Raw genomic sequence first — 18,919 nt, forward strand, 5'->3', positions numbered from 1 at the left:
GGACGGATGGCCGGCGACGGCGACTGCCGAAGACTGCACGAGTGATACGGGGACTCACTGATCGCGCTGCGGCGTTGACGTACATCGTTCTGGTGCTCTCGATCTCGGCGACGACCGCAAGGGTGTTCGACGGCCTGCTCCTGGCCGTCTCACCGCTGCTGGTCACCCTGCTGATGCTGGTGGTCGTCACGAGGGAAGGCTGGAGCCGGACCGGCTGGCGGCGCCTCGGCCTGGGCCACCTGGGCCTGAGCGTCTGGCCGTTCGCGCTGCTGGCCACCGCCGGCGTGAACCTGCTCGCGATCGGCGCCGTGGTGGCTCTCGGCCTGGCCCGGTTCACCGTGCCGTCCGGGCCGTGGGCGAGCGACCTGGTCGCGCTGTGCGTCACCGGCCCGGTCCTGGCATTCGCCGAGGAGGCGGGTTGGCGCGGATATCTGCTGCCCCGCCTCGGCTGGCTGAGTGAACGCACCGCGTTGCTGGTCAGCGGCCTGGTCTGGGTCCTCTGGCACCTGCCCTACATCCTGTTCACCCCGTACTACCACCACGACGGCGACCGGGCGCTGGTGCTCGCCCTGTTCACCGGCAGCGTGATCGCCTTCGCGTTCCTCATCGGCCGCCTGCGTCTGCGCACCGGCAGCCTGTGGCCGGCCGTGCTGGCGCATTTCGTGCACAACGCCACGTTCGCCTGGCTCGGTTCGTACGCCGTCACCACCAGCCACCCGGCGGTGGTCAACGAGTACCTCGCCGGCGACAGCGGCCTGGTCGTCCTGATCGGAACCGCCGCTTTCGCCGCGGCGGTCACCCGTCAGCGGGCACCGAAGGTGTTGGTCTGAGTGTTGTGGTCGCCGATCTGCACACCCTCGCTGCCGCTGACCGTCACCGTGTATTTCGCCGCGGGCGGCGCCTTCACCAGCTCCGCCAGCCGCCGCGCGGCGGCCAGGATCACGGCGTCCTCGGCCGCGCCGGAATCGGTCAGCTCCGACCCGAGGGTGACCTCCCAGAAACCGGGGTCGGTCTCGTCGGCCGCCAGGGCCTCCCGGGCGTCGCCGCGGACCCAGGGAAAAAGATCCTTCTTGAATTGCCGGTACGCCTCCAGCACCGCATCGGATGACGGCCCGGCCGTGGCACCGAGGCCGAGGGCCTCCGAGATCACCTTGACGTTCTCCGACATGCCGCCCCCTCGTCCCGCACTACTTTTAGTGCCTGGGTGACTACTCGTCAAGCAGGCCGGCGGGGTGGGGCGCAAGCAGCCGCCCGGCCGGAACCGGACGGCTGCCGAAAGGTCACGGCGAGGTGTGGTTCATGATCGCGCTGAGGCCGCCGATGCCGCCCATGGCGATGAAGATGACCGTCGGGATGACGAACAGGTAGCCCATGACCAGGCCGGCGACCGCCATGCCGCGGCCCGACTTGGCGCCGTTGCGGGTCTCGTTCAGGCCGACGTGACCGAGGATGATCGCCAGGATGCAGGGGATGCCGAACAGGCAGAAACCCAGGATGCCGATGATCCCGAGCACCATCGAGGCGACGGCCGCGCCCGAGGTGGGCATGCCGACGGCCATCACGACCGGGGCGTACGCCTGGTAGCCGTAGGGCGGGCTGGGCTGCTGCGGCGGGTAGCCCGGGTCGAACGGCGGCGCGCTCGGCTGACCGGCACCCGGATATGCCTGCGTCGGGTCGTAGATCGGCTGCTGCGGCGGTGCGTACGGGTCATACGACGGCGGCGGCGGCGACGCGTACGGGTCGTAGGCCGCGGGCGGCGACGACGCGGGCGGCGCGTACAGCGACGGCGGCTGCGCCGGGTGATACGGCGGCGGCGTCGACGGCTGCGTCGGGTCGGACGGGGACGGTTCAGGGTAGGACATGGTGCTCCGGTCTCGCGAAATCGCTTGATCGTACGGCCTGGCACCGACCGCACAGTCGCCGGTCGATCCTTGCCTACCGGGGCCCCGCCCCGCCACCCCGGACGGGCGGATCGGGTCCGATCGGGCGGGAAAGACGAACCGGACAGCGTCCGGTCGGCCGTCTAGAGCAGGGCGCCCGGCCGCGCCAGGTGATACCCCTGCCCGTACGCGACGCCCAGCTCACGCAGGCGGGCCAGCTCGGCCGCGGTCTCGATGCCCTCGGCGATCAGCCGCGCGCCGATGCCGGTGGCGAAGTCGTTGAGGCACCGGCCGAGCGCCGTCTTCACCGGATCGGTGTCGATGTCGCGGACCAGGCTGATGTCCAGTTTGATCAGGTCCGGCCGCAGCCGCAGGATGTGCTGCAGGCTGGCGTAGCCGGCGCCGGCGTCGTCCACGCTGAGCCGGATCCCGGTCCGGCGCAGCGAGTCCAGCGCGCCGCCCAGCAGGTCGTAGTCGCTGACCTGCGCGTGCTCGGTGACCTCCACGTTGAGCCGGTCGCCGCCGTGCGCCAGCAGGGTGTCCAGCACGTCGGCGTCGAGCAGCGCGTCGGCCGACAGGTTCACCGCCAGCCAGGCGTCCCCCGGCAGCTCGGGGAGCCGCCGCAGCGCCTGGCGCAGGGCCAGGAGTTCCAGCGGTACGCCGAGACCGCACAGGGAGGCGGCCGCGAACGCCCGGTCCGGCCCGGCGAAGGTGCCCGGGTCGAACCGGGCGAGCGCCTCGAACCCGACGGCCCGGCCGTCGTGCAGGCGGACGATCGGCTGGAAGACCATCCGGACCGCCCGGCTGTCCAGTACCCCCTGCACGGCCCGGCGGGCGGACGCCACACTGTGCCGCTGCTCGGCCAGCGGACCGCTCAGATGGTCGCTGATCAGCTCGGCGATCAGCGACAGGTACCGGACGGCCCGCTGGTCGAGCGACGGATCCGGGTGCCGGCTGCCGCAGCACAGCATGCCGGCCACGGCGCCGTCCGGGGACCGCCACGGCACCCCGGCGTACGAGCCGATCGCCAGGTCGGTGGCGCTGTCCAGGTCCCGGGTGAGCGGGTGACGGCGCACGTCGTGGACGATCTCCGGCAGCGTTCCGGCCAGCACCCGCAGGCAGAGTGAGCCGAGCAGTCCGGCGTCCTCGCCGACCGGCAGCCGCATCTCCCCGGCGGCGCCGGCCGCGGCCAGAATGGTCAGCTCGCCGGCGCCGAACGCGGAGACCCAGGCGGCCTCGACACCCAGCTGGGCACGGACCTTGTCGAGCAGCCGGTCCACCTCCGGCCGGGCATCGTGCCGAGCCGTTGCGTCATCTGTCGGGGCCACCTGCATGAACCGGACCATCGGCGGCTTGCGGCCGGGACTGAGGAGTCTATGGTTCCGGCGTGCGAAAAATCGGGGTCGTCCTGCTGCTGGCGCTGGTACCGGCGCTGCTCGCCGGGTGTGGCGCCGGCCGGCAGGCGCGGGCCGCCGGCCCGGTCGGTCCGCGGGTGCTCAGCGAGGTGTTGAGCTTCGCCCGGGGCGAGGACCGGCCGCTGCCGACCACGGTCTGGTATCTCAGCGGCCCGCGCGGCACCGGCACGGCGGCCGGGCGGCATCCGATCGTGCTGTTCAGCCACGGTCTCGGCGGCCTGCCGGAGCAGTTCACGCCGCTCGCCACCCAGTGGGCGCAGGCGGGGTACGTGGTGGCCGCGCCGGCGTACCCGCACACCAACGGCCGGGTGCGGGTCGACGCCGGTGACATCGGGCACCAGTCCGCGGACGCCGCGTACGTGCTGGCGAAGCTGACCACCGGGAAGCTGGCCGCGCACCTCGACCCCGGCGCGGTGGCCGCGGTCGGGTTCTCCGCCGGGGCGACGACCACGCTGGGCCTGTTCGTCGAGGGGCATCCGGCATCGCTGCGGGCCGCGGTGTCCGTGGCCGGCCGGCGCCCGGCCACCGCGTTCGGCGGCCCGGCCGCGCCGATCCTGTTCCTGCACGGCGATCAGGATCCGGTGGTGCCGATCGGGGCCGGCCGGGCGGCCTACCGGGCGGTACCGTGGCCGAAGCAGTTCGTCGTGGTCAGGGGCGAGGGCCACGGACAGTATCTGAACCCGGGCGACCCCGGCTACCCGTCCGCCGCCGCCGGGATCCTCGCCTTCCTCCGGGAGCACGTGCCGGTGTAGGCCACCGGGCAGCGGGTATGCGATCTCCATGACGAATCCCGAGGAGCGGCCGCCCGAGCCGGTCGAGCGCCCGATCGACCTGCAGGACGTGCCCGAATCCGAGCGGCCCGAACCACCGCGCGATCCGGAGCCGGAGGTGCCGGAGCCACCGGACTGACGAACCGTCTTCGCGGTGGCGCGGCCGGTCCTGGCGCAACTCCGGGGTCAGAGCCGGTCGCTGGCGGACAGGCGGTGGGCCTCCTCCAGCAGCAGGCGGCCCAGTTGAGGGCGGCGCTGCGCGGCGAAGCGGTGTTCGACGCCGGTCAGGCTGAGGGCGCCGATCGGGCGGGCGCGGCGGTCGAACACCGCGGCGGCCATGCCCCAGCTGCCCTCGACGATCAGGCCGGGATTCACCGCGTACCCCTCGCGCCGGGTGGTGGAGATCCGCTCCCGGACGCGGTCCGGAGTGTGGGCCGGGCCGTAACCCGGGACCAGATCGTTGTCGGACAGGTAGCGGTCGACCTCGGCGGCCGGCAGGTAGGCCAGGACGGCCAGGCCGGCCGAGGCGACGCCGAGGGGGAATCGGATGCCCTCGTGCAGCACGTGCGAGCGGATCGGGAAGCTGCCGTCCTCGCGGAGCAGGCAGACCGTCTCGGCGCCGCGGCGGACCGAGAAGAACGCGCTTTCGCCGGTGGCCACCGCCAGCCGGCGGACACTGGGCTGGGCCACCGCGGTGACGTCGTAGCGGGCCGCGGCGGCGGTGCCCAGCAGATACAGCTCCGGACCCAGCCGCCAGCGGCCGCCCGGGTCACGGTCGGTGAAACCCTCCGTCATCAGCGCGGTGAGCAGCCGGTGCGCGGTGGGACGGGCGATCGCGGTCAGGCGGGCCAGCTCGGCCGTGGTGGCGCCCTCCGGCTCGTGGCTGGAGATGGCGCGCAGCAGGACCCCGGCGCGGCCGAGCACATCCGGGGGAGCGTTCACTGAGTGGACGTTACCCCACCCCGGAATCTCGATCAACGAACGGTTCGTTGGCGGCGGCGTGCGGCGGGAGCCAGGATCGCGACATGCACAAAGTGATGAGCTCGGCCGCCGAGGCGGTGGCCGACATCCCGGCCGGAGCCACGCTGTCGGTGGGCGGCTTCGGACTCTGCGGTATCCCGTCAGTGCTGATCAACGCGCTGGTGGCGACCGGCACCGGTGACTTCGAGGTGGTCTCCAACAACGCCGGCGTGGACGACTTCGGTCTCGGACTGCTGCTCGCGCGGGGCCGGATCCGCCGGATCATCGCCTCCTACGTGGGGGAGAACAAGGAGTTCGCCCGGCAGTACCTGTCCGGCGAGCTGGAGGTCGAACTCACCCCACAGGGCACGCTCGCCGAGCGGATGCGGGCCGGCGGCTCGGGCATCCCGGCGTTCTACACCGCGACCGGCGCCGGCACCCAGGTCGCCGACGGCGGACTGCCCTGGCGCTACGACTCGACCGGCGCCGTCGCCGTGGCCTCCCCGGCCAAGGAGACCCGCGTGTTCGGCGGCCGCGAGCACGTGCTCGAGGAGGCGATCGTGGCCGACTTCGGCCTGGTCCGCGCGTGGAAGGGCGACCGGCACGGCAACCTGGTGTTCCGCCGGGCGGCCCGCAACTTCAACCCGCTCGCCGCGATGTGCGGGAAGATCACCATCGCCGAGGTCGAGCACCTCGTCGAGCCGGGCGAGCTGAACCCGGACGAGGTTCACACGCCGGGCATCTATGTGCACCGGGTGGTCGCGCTCACCGCCGAGCAGGCCGCCGACAAGCGGATCGAGAAGCGCACCGTGCGGGCCGGAGGAGCGAAGTGACGGGCTGGAGCCGCGAGCAGATGGCCGCACGGGCGGCCGCCGAGCTCACCGACGGGTCGTACGTCAATCTCGGGATCGGGCTGCCGACCCTGGTGCCCAACTACGTACCGGATGATGTCGAACTTGTTCTGCACTCCGAGAACGGGATCCTCGGAGTCGGCGCCTATCCGGCCGACGACGACGTCGACCCGGATCTGATCAACGCCGGCAAGGAGACCGTCACCGTGCGCGCGGGCGCGTCGTACTTCGACTCGGCCACCTCGTTCGGCATGATCCGCGGCGGCAAGATCGACGCCGCGATCCTCGGCGCCATGCAGGTGTCCGCGGCCGGCGACCTGGCCAACTGGATGATCCCCGGCAAAATGGTCAAGGGCATGGGCGGCGCGATGGACCTGGTCCACGGCGCCCGCCGGGTGATCGTGCTGATGGAGCACGTCGCCAAGGACGGCTCCTACAAGATCGTCAAGGAGTGCTCGCTGCCGTACACCGGCCGCGGCGTCGTCCAGCGGATCATCACCGACCTCGCCGTCCTGGACGTCACCCCCGAGGGACTGCGGCTGGTCGAACTCGCCCCCGGCGTCACCGAGGACGAGGTCCGGAGCAAGACCGAGCCGGAGCTGCTGGCATAGTCTCAGCGTGATCGATACGTTGCGACGCCTGGCCGTCGCTGTGCTGGCGACCGCGGCCGTTCTCGTGGTGCCGGTCGGAGCCGCGCGGGCCACCGACCTCACCACGGCCGCCCCGATCAGCGCCGCCGGCTGGGCGCCGACCTGGCGTGACGACTTCACCGGCGACGTCGTCGATCCGACGCGATGGGGGTACGACGTCGGCCCCGGCCCGCAGTTCGGCGACGCGGCCGAGCGGGAGACCTACACCGACTCCCGGGCGAACGCCTACCTGGACGGCGCCGGGCACCTGACCATCGACGCCCGCGCCGACTGTGCCGCCGGCTCCTGCGCGTACACGTCGGCGCGGCTGCGCACCGGCACCCTGTTCAGCCAGCGGTACGGCCGGTTCACCGCGCGGATCCAGGTGCCGGCCGGCGCCGGGGTGTGGCCGGCGTTCTGGGCGCAGGGCGACACCGGACAGTGGCCGGCCAACGGCGAGATCGACGTGATGGACGACGGCGCGCCGGGGGAGAACGGCACGGTCGCCCACGGCGGGCCGATCGGGCCGCGCGGCACCACCGGCACCTGCACGATCCGCAACGGCGACGGCAGCACCACCGCCGACTGGTACGGCGTCGGCGGCGAATCCCGGCTGCCCTCCGGCGCGTCCCTGACCGGCGGTTACCACGTGTTCTCCACCGACTGGTACCCCGACCACATCTCCACCTGGGTGGACGGGTTGCTCTACTCGATCGCGTTCCGGGCCGACGTCGTCGCGGCCGGCTGCACCTGGCCGTTCGACCAGCCGTTCTGGCTGCTGCTCAACGTGGCCGTCGGCGGCGGCTGGCCCGGCCCGCCGGTCGACCCGCCGGCCTCCGGGGTGTACGCCCGGATGAAGGTCGACTACGTCGAGGTGTCCGCACCACGGGACACCCCGGCGACCGCCGCGACCGGGCCGATCCGCGGCCGGCAGGCCACCGCCGACTGCCTGGACGTGTGGCACTCCGGCACCGCCGACGGCACGGCGGTCGACTCGTACCCGTGCAACGGCTCCACCGCGCAACAGTGGACCACGGCGACCGACGGCACCCTGCGCGCCTTCGGTAGGTGCCTCGTCGTGACCGCGGCCGGCCAGGCGCAGCTGGCCACCTGCACCGGCGCCGCGGCCCAGCGCTGGATCGCCGAATCCGACGGCGGGCTGCGCAACGCGTCCACCGGCACCTGCCTGACCACCGGCACCGGGATCCCGGCCCCGCTGACGCTGGCCGCCTGCACCCGCTCCCGATACCCCACCCAGGCGTGGTCGCCGCCGCCCACCCCGGCCCTGGCCGCCCGCTGGCGCCTCGCCGACGGCGCCGGCGACACCGCACCCGACACCGGCGGCGCCGGCCTGCAGACTCTCACCTGCACCAACGGCGTCACCTGGGCGGACGGCGGGGCCACCCTGGACGGCGCGGACGCATCCTGCGAGACCGCCTCCGCCGTCGTCGACACCCGGGGCAGCTACACGATCTCGGCGTGGGCGCGCCTGACCGCCGTCCCGGCCGGCAACCGGACCGTGGTCAGCCAGGACGGTGCCTCCCTGAGCGCCTTCTACCTGCAGTACGACGGCACCGGGAAACGCTGGGCGATCACCGTGCCGGCCACCGACGACGCGGCCGCACCGGTCTTCGCGGGCACCGGCGGCGGCCCGGTCAGAGCGGGCACCTGGCAGCTGCTGACCGGGGTGATCGACCGGGCCACCGGTACGGCGACCCTCTACGTCGACGGCAAACCCGCCGGCACCCCGGCGGCGGTCACCGGCGCCTGGCGCGCCGACCACTCCCTGGCGGTCGGCCGCGGCCTCTGGGCCGGCGCCCACGGCGACTACTTCCCCGGATCGATCAGCGACGTGCGGGTCTACCCGTACGCGCTGGACGCGGCCGCCGTGTCGGCCCTGTACGCCACGGGCCGCTGAAGTCCCACCGGGTCCGGCGGGTGGTGAGCACCGCGCCGGTGGTTCGTCCGGCCGCCCTACGCCGGCGGGCACGGTGGGGCCGCGCGGGTACGCCGGTAGGTGCGGGATCTGCCCACATGATCTACTGCCCGGTGTGAAACGAGCGGCGATCCTGGTCACAGCCCTGATCGTGGCCGTGGCCGCGGTCGTCGGCTGGCGCTGGTGGCATCACCGTCCGCCGTTCGGGCCGAAGGCGATGAACGCCCGGGCCACCCTGCACCCGGCCGACGCCGCGGCGGTCACCGCCGCGTTCGGGCCGGGCCGGGCGATCGTCGCCGGGGACGGTGACCGCACGTTCCTCGGTGAGGTCACCTGGACCCGTCCGGCGCACCCGCGGGCGGGCAACAGTTTCTGGATCGTCGTGCTGGACAAGAGGGCGCACGTCAAACCGGACATGGTCGCGGCGACGTCGGCCCGGCCCGGTGACCTGTTCCTCGGCGAGGATCCGGTCCTCGACCGGGCCCAGGCCCGCTATCCGTGGCTGCGCGGTGCCGGCACCGTCGCGACCGGCGGCGGTTACGTGAGCCGGGGCAATGCCGTCCACGTCGCCTCGGTGGACGCCGCTCCGGTCACCGTCGAGGTGGTCCTGCCCGCGTCCCGCAATCCGACGGACGTGCTGATCGCCCTGGTCAGCGCCGGCCCGGACGGCCAGCTCTACTGGGCGCAGCGCCTGCTGAACTGACCGGCGGCGTCCGGGTCAGCGGCTGGGCGTGATGTCGTAGTCGTTGAGGGCCCGGGTCAGGGCCCGGCAGACCTGGCCGTAGCGGATCGCGTCGTTGGTGGACAGGACGCAGATCGGGGTGCGGGCGACGCTGATCCACAACTGGTGGCGGCGGCCGTACCGGCGCAGGTCCTCCAGGGCCTGCAGGCCGGTGGAGCCGGCCGCCAGGTGGGCGACGACCCGGATCAGCAGCAGGGCGGCGATCACCAGCAGGCCGCGGAACGCCCACAGCCACCAGGTCAGCGCCCAGACCACGACTTCGAAGACGATGACGGCGAGGAGCACGACGAGGGCGATCCGGCCGCGGCGGCCGACCGAGCGGCGGCCGCGGCGCCAGGCGTTCTCGATCTCGCCCAACGGATAGAGATGGCCGTTGACCTCGACGCCCGCGCCGGCCACCGTGATGTCGGCGTCCTGGTAATAGATTCGCATCGTCACCACCCGCTTACAGCATGCACCCGGCGCGCCAGAAAGCGTCTCTCGGATCATGGTTTGGTCCAGAGCAGGATCCCTGCGAGGGTGAGTGCGGCCTGGTAGTGGACGGCTGGTTTGTCGGTGCGGTACTTCCACGTGATCGCTTCGATCACCTCACGGTACCGATGACAAGCGGCACGAGAGTGGGCGTTTTGCGGCACCGCCACCCGGGCACCGTGTAGGCATGCGCACGCCGGCCCCTGCCCTCGCCAGGCCGGTCGACAGACCGGCGCCGACGCTGGACTCCCGCTTCGCCGCGGCGGCTCTGACCGACCTGCGCCACACGGTTCGAACCGCGGCAGCCGGCGCCGGGCTGCACGGGGAACGGTTGGACGACTTCATCGTGGCTGTGCAGGAGCTGATTACCAACGCCGTGCGGCACGGCGGCGGTCGGGGTCGGCTGCTGCTGCGTCGGTACGACAACACCGTGACCTGTGAGATCAGCGACCACGGCAGCGGATTCCCCGGCGGCGTCCCCCCGATCGTCAGCCCGCCACCGGCCGGCGTGCCCGGTGGCCGCGGGCTCTGGCTGGCCACCCAGCTCAGCGACACCCTGCTCATCACCGATCGACCCGATGGCGTGACCGTCACGATCACCATCTGCCTGACTACTCCTGGTATGCCGGCCGGTGTGACACCGGCCGCAGACTCCGGTACGGTGCCCGCACGACAGCAGTCGGAGCTGGCCGTCATGCCTGGTCCGCCGCTTCTTGGCAGCGACGGCGGGAGCACACCGGCATGAACCCCACCTGGCAGCACAGCGTCCAACGCGACACCGCCACCAGCACCATCGCCCTCAGTGGAGAACTCGACCTCGCCGCGACCGCCACCCTGAACGACCTGTTCGCCGGTCAACTCGCCGTTGATGGCATCATCACGGTGCGTGTCGACCTGTCCGCGGTGACCTTCCTCGATTCCACGGTGATCACCACCCTGATCGTCGCTCGTAATACCGCGACCGCCGGCAACCGCCAGTTCACTGTCACTCACGCCGCCGGCCACGTTCGGCGCGTCCTGACCGTCGCAGGTGTTCTCGACACACTGACCACCGACCCCGGCTGAAGGCAGCGCCGCATCGACCGTCCCGACTCCTGCTGGCGCCTGTACCTCATCGGTGGAGCTGTCACGGCTGTGGGCTGCGGTGGCTGCGACTGCGGAAAGAGTGCCGTACGATCAGGCGCTTCCGGGGGCGAAATCCCGAGGACGCCATCTTCGTGACGGAAAGGCTGTCCGTAGCTACGCAAAAACGTTTCGCAACCGTACGATTATTTTCCGTAGCCGGACGGCTATTGCGCCGTCGCTCGCCTCGGCGTCGGGCGAAGCCGACGACGACAGTCTTTTACGGATCTGAAATAGGCGACGGACAAATAGTGCGGCCGGCATACGAAGCTTCGAGCGAATGTAATTTTGCCGACCCCCTGGCCCCTGATTGGGTGATTGATCCGGATGGTCGCGCCCTTCTACCGTCGGTCGGTCATCGACTCGGAGGGCTTCCTTTGTCTGGTTTCTTGGCGCGTACCGTTGTCCGCAAGGTGGTGTGGCCCGTTGCGGCGGCAGCGGTCGTGGGAGCGGTGAATGTGCCGCCGGTGTGGTCGGCGGTGTCGCGGTGGCAGCACGAAAAGTTGATCAATAGCGCGGCGTACAAGAGCTCGCATGGTTTCTGGCAGGTGGTGAAACTACCGGCGGGCAGCCGGGTGAACGCCATCCACTCGGCGATGCTGCCGTCCGGCAAGCTGCTGTTGATCGCGGGTTCGGGCAACGACCGCACCCAATTCAAGGCGGGCACGTTCAAGACACTGGTGTTCGATCCGGTCAGCGGAAACACGAAGCTGGTACCTACCCCGACCGATTTGTTTTGTGCGGGTCATGCGTTTCTGCCAAATGGCAAGCTTCTGGTCGCCGGCGGCACGCTGCGCTACGAGGTGCTGCAGCCGGACGTGACCCATGCGGGCGGAACGATGACGGTGAAGAACGAGTCACCTGACGGCGCCCGTTCCTTTCCGAAGGGCACCGTGTTCGTGGCGGCGAACGGGCTGCGCTACACCTCCGGTGATGCCTTCACGGTTCCCGCCGCCACCAAGACGGTGACGCCGGCGGCGGCCGGCGGTAAGACGAAGGTCGCCGTTGCGGCGAGCTCCGTCGACGTGTGGGTCGACGGAGCCGGTGACGGCGTCCAGTATGCCACCGGCATCCGCGGTCAATACCGCATCGACGGGCTCACCGGAGCCGATGCGCGCAACGTGTACGGCATGACCGACCGGATCAGCATGGATAAGCAGGACTATCAGGGCCGCAAGGAGGCTTACGAGTTCAACCCGGTGACCGAGCGGTACGAGCGGGTCGCCGATATGCACGAGAAGCGCTGGTATCCGACGCTCACGGGCTTGTCGGACGGCTCAGTCTTGGCGTTGTCCGGCCTGGACGGCAGCGGCAAGGTCGTCGATGGGACCCGGAACGAGGTCTTCGACCCGAAGACGCAGACGTGGACGGTCCGCAAGGACCTCAATCATTACTTCCCGACCTACCCGACATTGCTGCAGACGGCAAAGCCCGGCGTGCTGTTCTACACGGGCTCCAATTCGGGGTACGGGCCGGCCGACCGCGGCCGTGACCCGGGCCTGTGGAACCTGAGTGACAACAGCTTCCGCAACGTCTCCGGCCTACGCGATCCTGACCAGCTGGAAACCAGCATGTCGGCGTGGGTGGGGCCGGTGCAGAACCAGACGGTGATGGTGGTCGGTGGCGGAGGCGTCGGCGAATCTCGCCACTCGACCCGGCGTATCGACATCATCAACCTCAACGATCCGACGCCGCACTTCCGGCCCGGGCCGGATCTGCCGGAGCCTACTCGCTATCCGAGCCTGGTGAACCTGCCGGACGACACCACGTTGATCACCAACGGTTCGCGCGACTATCGCGGCCGCGGGGCGAGCGACAACCATGTCGCGCGGATCTACCATCCGGACACCAATACCTTGTCGATGGCGGCGGACCCGCACATCGGGCGTAACTATCACAGCTCGGCGGTGTTGCTGCCCGACGGGCGGGTGCTGACGGCCGGTTCCGATCCGTTGTACGCCGACAAGAAGAACACCATTTCCGGAACGTTCGAGCAGCGGCTGGAGATCTACACGCCGCCGTACCTGTTCCACGGGCCGCGGCCCCAGATCACTGCTGGGCCGCCCGTCGTCGGCTACGGGCAGAAAGCCGACTTCGCCACAAGCTCGCCGGCGGAGATCGCCAGTGTCCGGCTGATCCGGCCCAGCGCCGCGACGCACATGCTGAATCCGGACCAGCGGTCCTTGGCGGTGCCCTTCACGACGACAGCCGCCGGCGTGCGCGTCACGGTGCCGGAGCAGGCCGCGCTCATGCCTCCGGGACCTTACATGGCGTTCGTGGTCAACCGAGCCGGCGTTCCGTCGGTAGCTCGGTGGATCACCGTGCATTGACCTGCATCGAGCGGGCGCTCCGCCGGATCCGGAAGGGGTGCCCGCTCTCATGCCGGTCAGGAAGCGCGAGCCGCGAGGCCGAGGGCGTACTCCGGCCACCACTGCCCGGCAGGCGGCTCGCCGGAACGGCAGGAGCCGTCGGATTCACCGGGACGTTTGACCCACAGAAAGGCGTCGACCAGGGGTTGACCGGTCTCTGTGGTCGGTGCCGCACCCAGCGCGCGGCCCGGCGGGTTGCACCAGCGGGAGGTATCGTCGCTCGGCGCCGGCCCGTCTCCGTTGCGGCTGGTGTCGACGACGAAGTGGATGTGGCCGCCCAGCGCGTCGGACAGGCCGTTGCCGAAGGTGATGTTGTCGGAGGTGGTGTAGAAGTTCGCCACGTTGAGCGCGAAACCGTCCGCCTCGGCGATTCCCGCCCGCCGCAGCGCCAGTGCCAGCTGACGCGTGTCGGTGATCCAGCCCGGGTTGCCGGCGTCGAGGTAGACGCTGGTGGAGCTGTTGCCCTTGAGGACGGTGACCGCGTCGTGCAGCACGGCGAGTCGCTCGCCGGATTCGGCGCAACCCTGCAGCGAGTGCGCGATCGCGTCCGGCTCGAGGATCACCACCGCGGGTCGGTTGCCGATGCCCCGGGCGAATCCGCGAATCCACTCGCCGTAACGGGCGGCGGAGGCGGCGCCGCCGGAGCTGTGACCGCCGCAGTCACGGTCGGGGATGTTGTAGGCCACCAGCACGGGCAGCTGCCCGGCGGCCTCGGCCCGACCCACGAGTGCGCCCACCCGTTCGGCCACGGGTATCGGTCCGTCGGTAACCCAGTCTGCTACCGGCCGATCCGCGATCTTGCGTAGCAGGGCGGCCTGCTGCGAGTGTCCGTCGGCCTGCCACTGGGCGGCTTGAGTCGCTGCGCGCCCGTGCGGATCCACATAGAAATGCTGCTGTGCCAGCGCACTGTTCTCCCGAAGCATCGAAGTTGCAGCGCCAGGCCGCGCTGTGCTCGGCTTCGGTGCGCGCCGGTGTCCGTCGGTGGCGAATTCCTTGACACAACACAAGGCCATCGCGATCGCGCTGATAGCGATCAAGGCGAGCGTGAATCGCCGGCGTCGGGTGGGAATCAACACGAGAAGGCAAGCCCTTTCAACAGTGGAAGACGGAATAAATGCTATCGGAACCCCCCGAAGTGGGTGATTTTTAACCGAATAAAAGGGACGAAGCCGTACAAACCGTGCCGGTGGAAGATGCGCTGACTAGCCGTTGCTCCTACGCTCGCCGTGCTGAACGCCGATCCCGCACCCGCGGAAACGCCCTGGCATCGACCGCCGTAAGGCATGCGCCTGGCCGGGCGTCTCGGACAGCGAAAGGATCCTGGTGCCCTCAACCCCTGAGCCGCCTGCCGTCGATGCGTCCTGGGCGCGGCTGGAAGCTTTCAGCCGTCTCGCCGGTCCGCTCACCGTCGTCCCGGACGACCGTCCGTACCGGGTGGCCTATCGCAACCAGCGAGCGGTCGACGGCCGGCGCCACATGATTAACGCTGCGGTGATCGCGCTCTGCAACGTGTGCTTCGAAGTGTTCTTTTTCGCCTGGCTGCTACGGCCGGACCACATCGGGCCGACTCACATCGGCCCTGCGGCCCAGGCCGCCCGGGTCGCGAACCTCGTCGTGATCGCGGCGATCGCCGTCGTCGAGCTGCTTCGCCTGATCAACGTACTGTCGCTGTCGCTGGCCTCGGTCGTGGCCCGCGACCCGGTCCCCGTCGTACCCGACGACGACCTCCGGGTGGCCTTTCTGACCACCATCGTGCCGAGCAAGGAGCCCATCGCGGTCGTCACGGACACGTTGCGTGCGGCTACCCGGATCCGGCACCGCGGGACCTTCGACGTCTGGCTGCTCGACGAGGGCGATGACCCGGCCGTCAAAGCGGTCTGCGCCGAGCTGGGCGTGCGGCACTTCACCCGGAAGGGCAATACCGGTTACAACCAGCCGGCCGGGGCGTTCAAGGCCAGGACCAAACACGGCAACTACAACGCTTGGCTCGACGCCCACGGCGACCGGTACGACGTGCTGCTGTCGGTCGACCCGGATCACGTGCCCTTGGCCAACTTCGCCGAACGAATCCTGGGCTACTTCCGGGACCCCGACGTGGCCTATGCGGTCGGGCCGCAGTGCTACAAGAACGGCGAGGAGTTCGTCACCCGCGCCGCCGAGTCGCAGCAGTTCCCGTTCCACAGCGTCATCCAGCGTGCCGCCAACCGTTACGGCACGCCGATGCTGGTCGGCACGAACAACGCCATCCGGATCGCCGCGATCCGAGGCATCGGAGGTCTGGCCGACTCGATCACCGAGGACATGGCCACCGGTCTGGCGTTCCACACCAGTCGCAACCGGGCCACCGGCAACCGCTGGAAATCGGTGTACACCCCGGACGTGCTGTCGGCCGGTGAGGGCCCGTCAAGCTGGAGCGACTATTTCAGCCAGCAACGCCGCTGGTCGCGCGGCACCTTCGAGATCCTCTCCGGCACCTTCTGGCGGCGCTTCCTGCGACTGTCGCCCGGTGCGATGCTGCACTACATGCTGATCACCACGTTCTACCCGTCGATGGCGATCGGCTGGTTGCTGGGCATCCTGAACTCGGTGCTGTTCCTCGGCCTCGGTGTCACCGGCATGACCATCGTCGCCCGCACCTGGCTCGCCCTCTACACCGACGCCACCGTGTTCTCACTGTGGCTGTACATCCACAACCGGCGCTACAACGTCAGCCCCTACGAGCCACCCAACTCGTGGGGCTTGACCGGCATGCTCATGTCCGTCATCGCCGCACCCCTGTACGCCGGGCAGCTGTGCAGCACCCTGCTGCGGCGACCGGCCAAATTCGTGGTCACCCCGAAAGGAACCAGCACCAGTAACGACGGCCTGCGCACCTTCCGCAACCACCTTGGCTGGCTCGCCGTCCTGACCGCCGCTGTAGCCGTTTCCTATGTACGCGGCTACGCGAGCCCGGCGTCGCTGCTATGGCCGTGCACCTCCCTGGCTGTATGCCTACTTCCCCTCACCCTGTGGCAAGCCGGGCCGCGACTGACCCGGAAGGCAGCGACCACCCCCGTCGGTCGGCAACCGCTGCCGGCCCCTGGACCGCACCATGCCGGGGACATCACCAAGGAAATCCCGAAAGCAGCCATCAAGGAATTGCTGTCCGCGGGCTCAAAATCCGGACAACGGCACGAAGACCGCCTGCCGGCGCCTGCCCCAGCTGCGGTAGACGTGCCGTCGCAACGCACCGACTCGGCCGATCAGACTCCGCAGCCCGCAACAGCACCTCGTTCACACGGATGACCTCGATGCCGACGTAATCGGCTGGCGCCGCGTTCGCCTGCGCAGCCGGGTGTATACGGTTGCGGGCCACGCCAGCACAGGCATGACCCGCAACCGGTGCCTCAGGTCAGTTCACTGATCGGGCCCGGGAGTGGAGCGGGAACACGGCTACGCTACCGGAACCGTCCGGGTGGTGGCCGTCCCAACCGCCGTCATCATGGTGCCAGCCACCGTGATCCCAGCCGCCGTCGAAGTCCCCACCGTGATAGCTGTCGTACCAGCCGTGGTACCAGTTGTCGTCGTCCCAGTCGCCGTTCCAGTCGTCGGCGGCGACCTCCAGGACCCAGGCGCCGCGGTTGAACCCGGACCACACCCGCGAGCAGTCGTAGTCATCCCAACGGCCGTGGTACTCGCCGAGCCGGCCGACCCGCTCACACCCGAACCGGGTCCGGAAGTACCCGACGACATCACTGTCGTCCCAATGGCCCGCGGCCTGGACCGACGCGCTGTGCACGGCCGGCTGGGCCGTGACGGTGGCAGCCTGCGCAGGCCCCGCAGCGATCACCAGAGCGGCACCCAGGCCCGGACCACTCATAGCGAGCACACGAGCAATTCTTTTCATTTTCCCTCCGATGGATACATCAGTTCTTTCGGCGGCATGACGCCGCCGACAGATCGGATCACGGGCCGATAATCCGGGCGAGAATTCGGATGCCCTTACGCCATTCGGATGACGTAAGAAAATGAAATCACAATAGGAACCGGCCGCGCCGGAGTAATCCCTTTCGGCGATGCCACCAGTGACCGAATGGCCGCCCCAAGGATCCGCCGAACGGTCAGAAAACTCCGTTGGTCACCCGTGCGAGATCAACTTCAGCCGTGTCCTCATCAAAGTCGCGGGAAGTGGCTGGGCGATCGAGGAATGCTTTCGAACCGCGAAGGCCAAGTTGGCCTCGACGAGCACCAGGTTCGCCGCTACGACGCCTACATCACCCTGGCCATGCTCGCCCACGCGTTTCGTGCCGTCGCCGCCGCCAGGGCGGGAAAAGACGACCGCCCGAGGGCGGCCTCATCGCCCTCAATCTCGACGGACCCGCCGTCTGCTGGCATACCTGATCACCACCCGCCGCCATCGCGACCTCATCGATCGATGGTCACGATGGCGCCGTCGGCACCAGCACGGGGCCACAACAAGCCGCTGCCAGCGGAGACGCCGCCTCACGGAAGTTCTGCTGTCCTACTAGGCTAGGTGCGGCGATCGCGGAACACCCACCAGCGAGAAGCGGCGTAGGTGAGGATCGCGACCAGGAAGGACGCCGCGACGCGGGCGACCGCGAACGGCGCGCCCAGCATCGTCAGGCCGGTCGAGACGCCGACGGTGAGCAGGTAGTCGCCGACCATGACCACGATGTACCGCAGGACCTGCGGGCCGGCCGGCGCGTGCGACCGGAAGGTGATCGTGCGGTTCAGCGTGAAGTTCAGGGTGAGAGCGGTCAGGTACGCGATGGACACGGCGACCGGCAGCGGCAGCGACGTGTGCCGGCGCAGCACGGTGAGCAGGGTCAGGTCGACGGTGAAGGTGAACCAGCCGAGGATGGCGAAACCGGCCAGCTCGCGGGGGAGGTGGCGGCGCAGCCGGGGTGGCAGCCGGTCCACCCACGCGGTGAGGAGGTCGCCGGCGCGCCTCGGCGGGATCGTCATCGCCGCCAGCGCACCAGGCGCAGGTGAGGGGAGGGCGACCAGCGTCCGGCCGGTTCACCAGCCGAGGATGAACAGCAGCCCCGCGGCGATCAGGCCGAGCTCGACCAGGGTGACGAAGACCCGGTCGCTGATCCGGCCGACCACCCGGCGCCCGGCCCATGCCCCGGCCAGGGTGGCCGGGGTCAGCGCCACCCCGTACCACAGAACCTGTCCGGTCAGCAGGTCGCCGGCGCCGTAGCCGGCGATCTTGGACAGGTGCATGGCGAGGGCGCTGGCTGCCTCGGTGCCGATGTAGGCGGCCCGGGCCAGGCCGTAGGCGAGGAAGAACGGCGCGGTCAGCGGGCCGACCGAGCCGAGCAGCGCCGAACCCAGCCCGGAGGCGGCGCCGACCGCGGCGAACGCCGGGTCGGCCGGCCGGCCGGGGTGTGGGCGCAGCCGGCGCCAGACGACCACGCCGATCAGGAAGACGCCGAGCACCCGTTTCAGCGCGCCCAGCGGGGCGTGGGCCAGCAGCAGGCCGCCGACGACCGCGCACGGGGCGGCACCCGCGGTGAACCAGGCGACCAGCCGCCAGTGCAGGTCGCGACGGTTGAGCAGGACCCGGAAGGCGTTGCTGGACACCTGGGTGAGGGTCAGCATCGGCACCGCCACCCGCAGGCCGAACAGCGCGGTGAACACCGGCAGCAGCAGCACCCCGCCGCCGAAGCCGGCCACCGCGGACAGCCAGGCGAGCAGGAAGGCGGCCGCCGAGGCCGCCGCGAGGGACGGCAGGTGCGGGATGGTCACCTGTTAGCTTCTACACTGTTGTA

General features: G+C 70.3%; 20 protein-coding genes. 11 read left to right on the top strand and 9 right to left on the bottom strand.

Annotated elements, in window-relative coordinates; all coding sequences use genetic code 11:
• Window positions 1–74 precede the first annotated feature (74 nt).
• Window positions 75–830 (top strand): CPBP family intramembrane glutamic endopeptidase, encoded by a 756-nt coding sequence (locus ACSP50_RS15710; RefSeq protein ID WP_014690203.1) that lies wholly within the window; start codon window positions 75–77, stop codon window positions 828–830.
• Here ACSP50_RS15710 and ACSP50_RS15715 read toward each other — a convergent pair.
• The 3 genes from ACSP50_RS15715 to ACSP50_RS15725 all read right to left on the bottom strand — a co-directional run bounded on the left by ACSP50_RS15715 (window position 803) and on the right by ACSP50_RS15725 (window position 3,208).
• Complete coding sequence (locus ACSP50_RS15715) at window positions 803–1,168, bottom strand: RIP homotypic interaction motif-containing protein (protein ID WP_014690204.1); 366 nt, start codon at window positions 1,166–1,168, stop codon at window positions 803–805. The two genes, ACSP50_RS15710 and ACSP50_RS15715, sit on opposite strands and share 28 nt — an antisense overlap.
• A gap of 112 nt (window positions 1,169–1,280) precedes the next feature.
• Entirely contained in the window at window positions 1,281–1,862 is a 582-nt protein-coding gene (locus ACSP50_RS15720; protein WP_014690205.1) for a DUF4190 domain-containing protein, read from the bottom strand.
• Window positions 1,863–2,023: 161 nt separating this feature from the next.
• Entirely contained in the window at window positions 2,024–3,208 is a 1,185-nt protein-coding gene (locus ACSP50_RS15725; RefSeq protein ID WP_231956941.1) for an EAL domain-containing protein, read from the bottom strand.
• Between the two features lie 59 nt (window positions 3,209–3,267).
• Between ACSP50_RS15725 and ACSP50_RS15730 the strand changes: the two genes are divergently transcribed.
• Complete coding sequence (locus tag ACSP50_RS15730; protein ID WP_014690207.1) at window positions 3,268–4,047, top strand: dienelactone hydrolase family protein; 780 nt, start codon at window positions 3,268–3,270, stop codon at window positions 4,045–4,047.
• Between the two features lie 28 nt (window positions 4,048–4,075).
• Window positions 4,076–4,204 carry a hypothetical protein gene (locus ACSP50_RS44600; RefSeq protein WP_014690208.1) on the top strand — a complete coding sequence of 43 codons (129 nt, stop codon included), beginning with the start codon at window positions 4,076–4,078 and terminating at the stop codon, window positions 4,202–4,204.
• Between the two features lie 47 nt (window positions 4,205–4,251).
• Here ACSP50_RS44600 and ACSP50_RS15735 read toward each other — a convergent pair whose 3' ends face one another.
• Window positions 4,252–5,007, bottom strand: coding sequence for an IclR family transcriptional regulator (locus tag ACSP50_RS15735; protein ID WP_231956942.1), 756 nt, complete (start codon window positions 5,005–5,007; stop codon window positions 4,252–4,254).
• Window positions 5,008–5,090: 83 nt separating this feature from the next.
• On the opposite strand from ACSP50_RS15735, the gene ACSP50_RS15740 reads away from it, so the two are divergent.
• The 4 genes from ACSP50_RS15740 to ACSP50_RS15755 all read left to right on the top strand — a co-directional run bounded on the left by ACSP50_RS15740 (window position 5,091) and on the right by ACSP50_RS15755 (window position 9,144).
• A complete protein-coding gene (locus ACSP50_RS15740) occupies window positions 5,091–5,858 on the top strand; it encodes a CoA transferase subunit A (protein WP_014690210.1) in 768 nt (255 codons plus the stop codon).
• A 20-nt stretch (window positions 5,859–5,878) separates the two neighbouring features.
• Window positions 5,879–6,487, top strand: a complete 609-nt coding sequence (locus ACSP50_RS15745; protein WP_043514246.1) for a 3-oxoacid CoA-transferase subunit B — start codon at window positions 5,879–5,881, stop codon at window positions 6,485–6,487.
• A gap of 7 nt (window positions 6,488–6,494) precedes the next feature.
• Window positions 6,495–8,423 (top strand): LamG-like jellyroll fold domain-containing protein, encoded by a 1,929-nt coding sequence (locus ACSP50_RS15750; protein ID WP_014690212.1) that lies wholly within the window; start codon window positions 6,495–6,497, stop codon window positions 8,421–8,423.
• Window positions 8,424–8,556: 133 nt separating this feature from the next.
• On the top strand, window positions 8,557–9,144 hold the full coding sequence (locus ACSP50_RS15755) for a hypothetical protein (RefSeq protein ID WP_014690213.1): 588 nt from the start codon (window positions 8,557–8,559) through the stop codon (window positions 9,142–9,144).
• A 15-nt stretch (window positions 9,145–9,159) separates the two neighbouring features.
• Here ACSP50_RS15755 and ACSP50_RS15760 read toward each other — a convergent pair whose 3' ends face one another.
• Window positions 9,160–9,615 carry a DUF6232 family protein gene (locus ACSP50_RS15760; RefSeq protein WP_014690214.1) on the bottom strand — a complete coding sequence of 152 codons (456 nt, stop codon included), beginning with the start codon at window positions 9,613–9,615 and terminating at the stop codon, window positions 9,160–9,162.
• A 226-nt stretch (window positions 9,616–9,841) separates the two neighbouring features.
• Here ACSP50_RS15760 and ACSP50_RS15765 point away from each other — a divergent pair, with 226 nt between their 5' ends.
• The 3 genes from ACSP50_RS15765 to ACSP50_RS15775 all read left to right on the top strand — a co-directional run bounded on the left by ACSP50_RS15765 (window position 9,842) and on the right by ACSP50_RS15775 (window position 13,106).
• On the top strand, window positions 9,842–10,399 hold the full coding sequence (locus tag ACSP50_RS15765; protein WP_014690215.1) for an ATP-binding protein: 558 nt from the start codon (window positions 9,842–9,844) through the stop codon (window positions 10,397–10,399).
• Window positions 10,396–10,719 (top strand): STAS domain-containing protein, encoded by a 324-nt coding sequence (locus tag ACSP50_RS15770; protein WP_014690216.1) that lies wholly within the window; start codon window positions 10,396–10,398, stop codon window positions 10,717–10,719. Before ACSP50_RS15765 ends, ACSP50_RS15770 begins: the two co-directional genes overlap by 4 nt.
• A gap of 446 nt (window positions 10,720–11,165) precedes the next feature.
• Entirely contained in the window at window positions 11,166–13,106 is a 1,941-nt protein-coding gene (locus ACSP50_RS15775; protein ID WP_099343784.1) for a galactose oxidase early set domain-containing protein, read from the top strand.
• Window positions 13,107–13,162: 56 nt separating this feature from the next.
• On the opposite strand, the gene ACSP50_RS15780 is transcribed toward ACSP50_RS15775, so the two are convergent.
• Window positions 13,163–14,068 carry a glycoside hydrolase family 6 protein gene (locus tag ACSP50_RS15780; RefSeq protein ID WP_014690218.1) on the bottom strand — a complete coding sequence of 302 codons (906 nt, stop codon included), beginning with the start codon at window positions 14,066–14,068 and terminating at the stop codon, window positions 13,163–13,165.
• A gap of 400 nt (window positions 14,069–14,468) precedes the next feature.
• Here ACSP50_RS15780 and ACSP50_RS15785 point away from each other — a divergent pair, with 400 nt between their 5' ends.
• Window positions 14,469–16,430, top strand: coding sequence for a glycosyltransferase family 2 protein (locus ACSP50_RS15785; protein WP_014690219.1), 1,962 nt, complete (start codon window positions 14,469–14,471; stop codon window positions 16,428–16,430).
• A 106-nt stretch (window positions 16,431–16,536) separates the two neighbouring features.
• Here ACSP50_RS15785 and ACSP50_RS15790 read toward each other — a convergent pair whose 3' ends face one another.
• The 3 genes from ACSP50_RS15790 to ACSP50_RS15800 form a co-directional block, all read right to left on the bottom strand.
• On the bottom strand, window positions 16,537–17,004 hold the full coding sequence (locus tag ACSP50_RS15790; protein ID WP_043511496.1) for a hypothetical protein: 468 nt from the start codon (window positions 17,002–17,004) through the stop codon (window positions 16,537–16,539).
• Between the two features lie 650 nt (window positions 17,005–17,654).
• Window positions 17,655–18,110 carry a GtrA family protein gene (locus ACSP50_RS15795; RefSeq protein WP_014690221.1) on the bottom strand — a complete coding sequence of 152 codons (456 nt, stop codon included), beginning with the start codon at window positions 18,108–18,110 and terminating at the stop codon, window positions 17,655–17,657.
• A gap of 54 nt (window positions 18,111–18,164) precedes the next feature.
• On the bottom strand, window positions 18,165–18,896 hold the full coding sequence (locus ACSP50_RS15800) for a sulfite exporter TauE/SafE family protein (RefSeq protein ID WP_014690222.1): 732 nt from the start codon (window positions 18,894–18,896) through the stop codon (window positions 18,165–18,167).
• Window positions 18,897–18,919 lie beyond the last annotated feature (23 nt).

Origin of the sequence: Actinoplanes sp. SE50/110 (assembly GCF_900119315.1) — a bacterium.
In the GTDB taxonomy this organism is placed as follows: domain Bacteria; phylum Actinomycetota; class Actinomycetes; order Mycobacteriales; family Micromonosporaceae; genus Actinoplanes.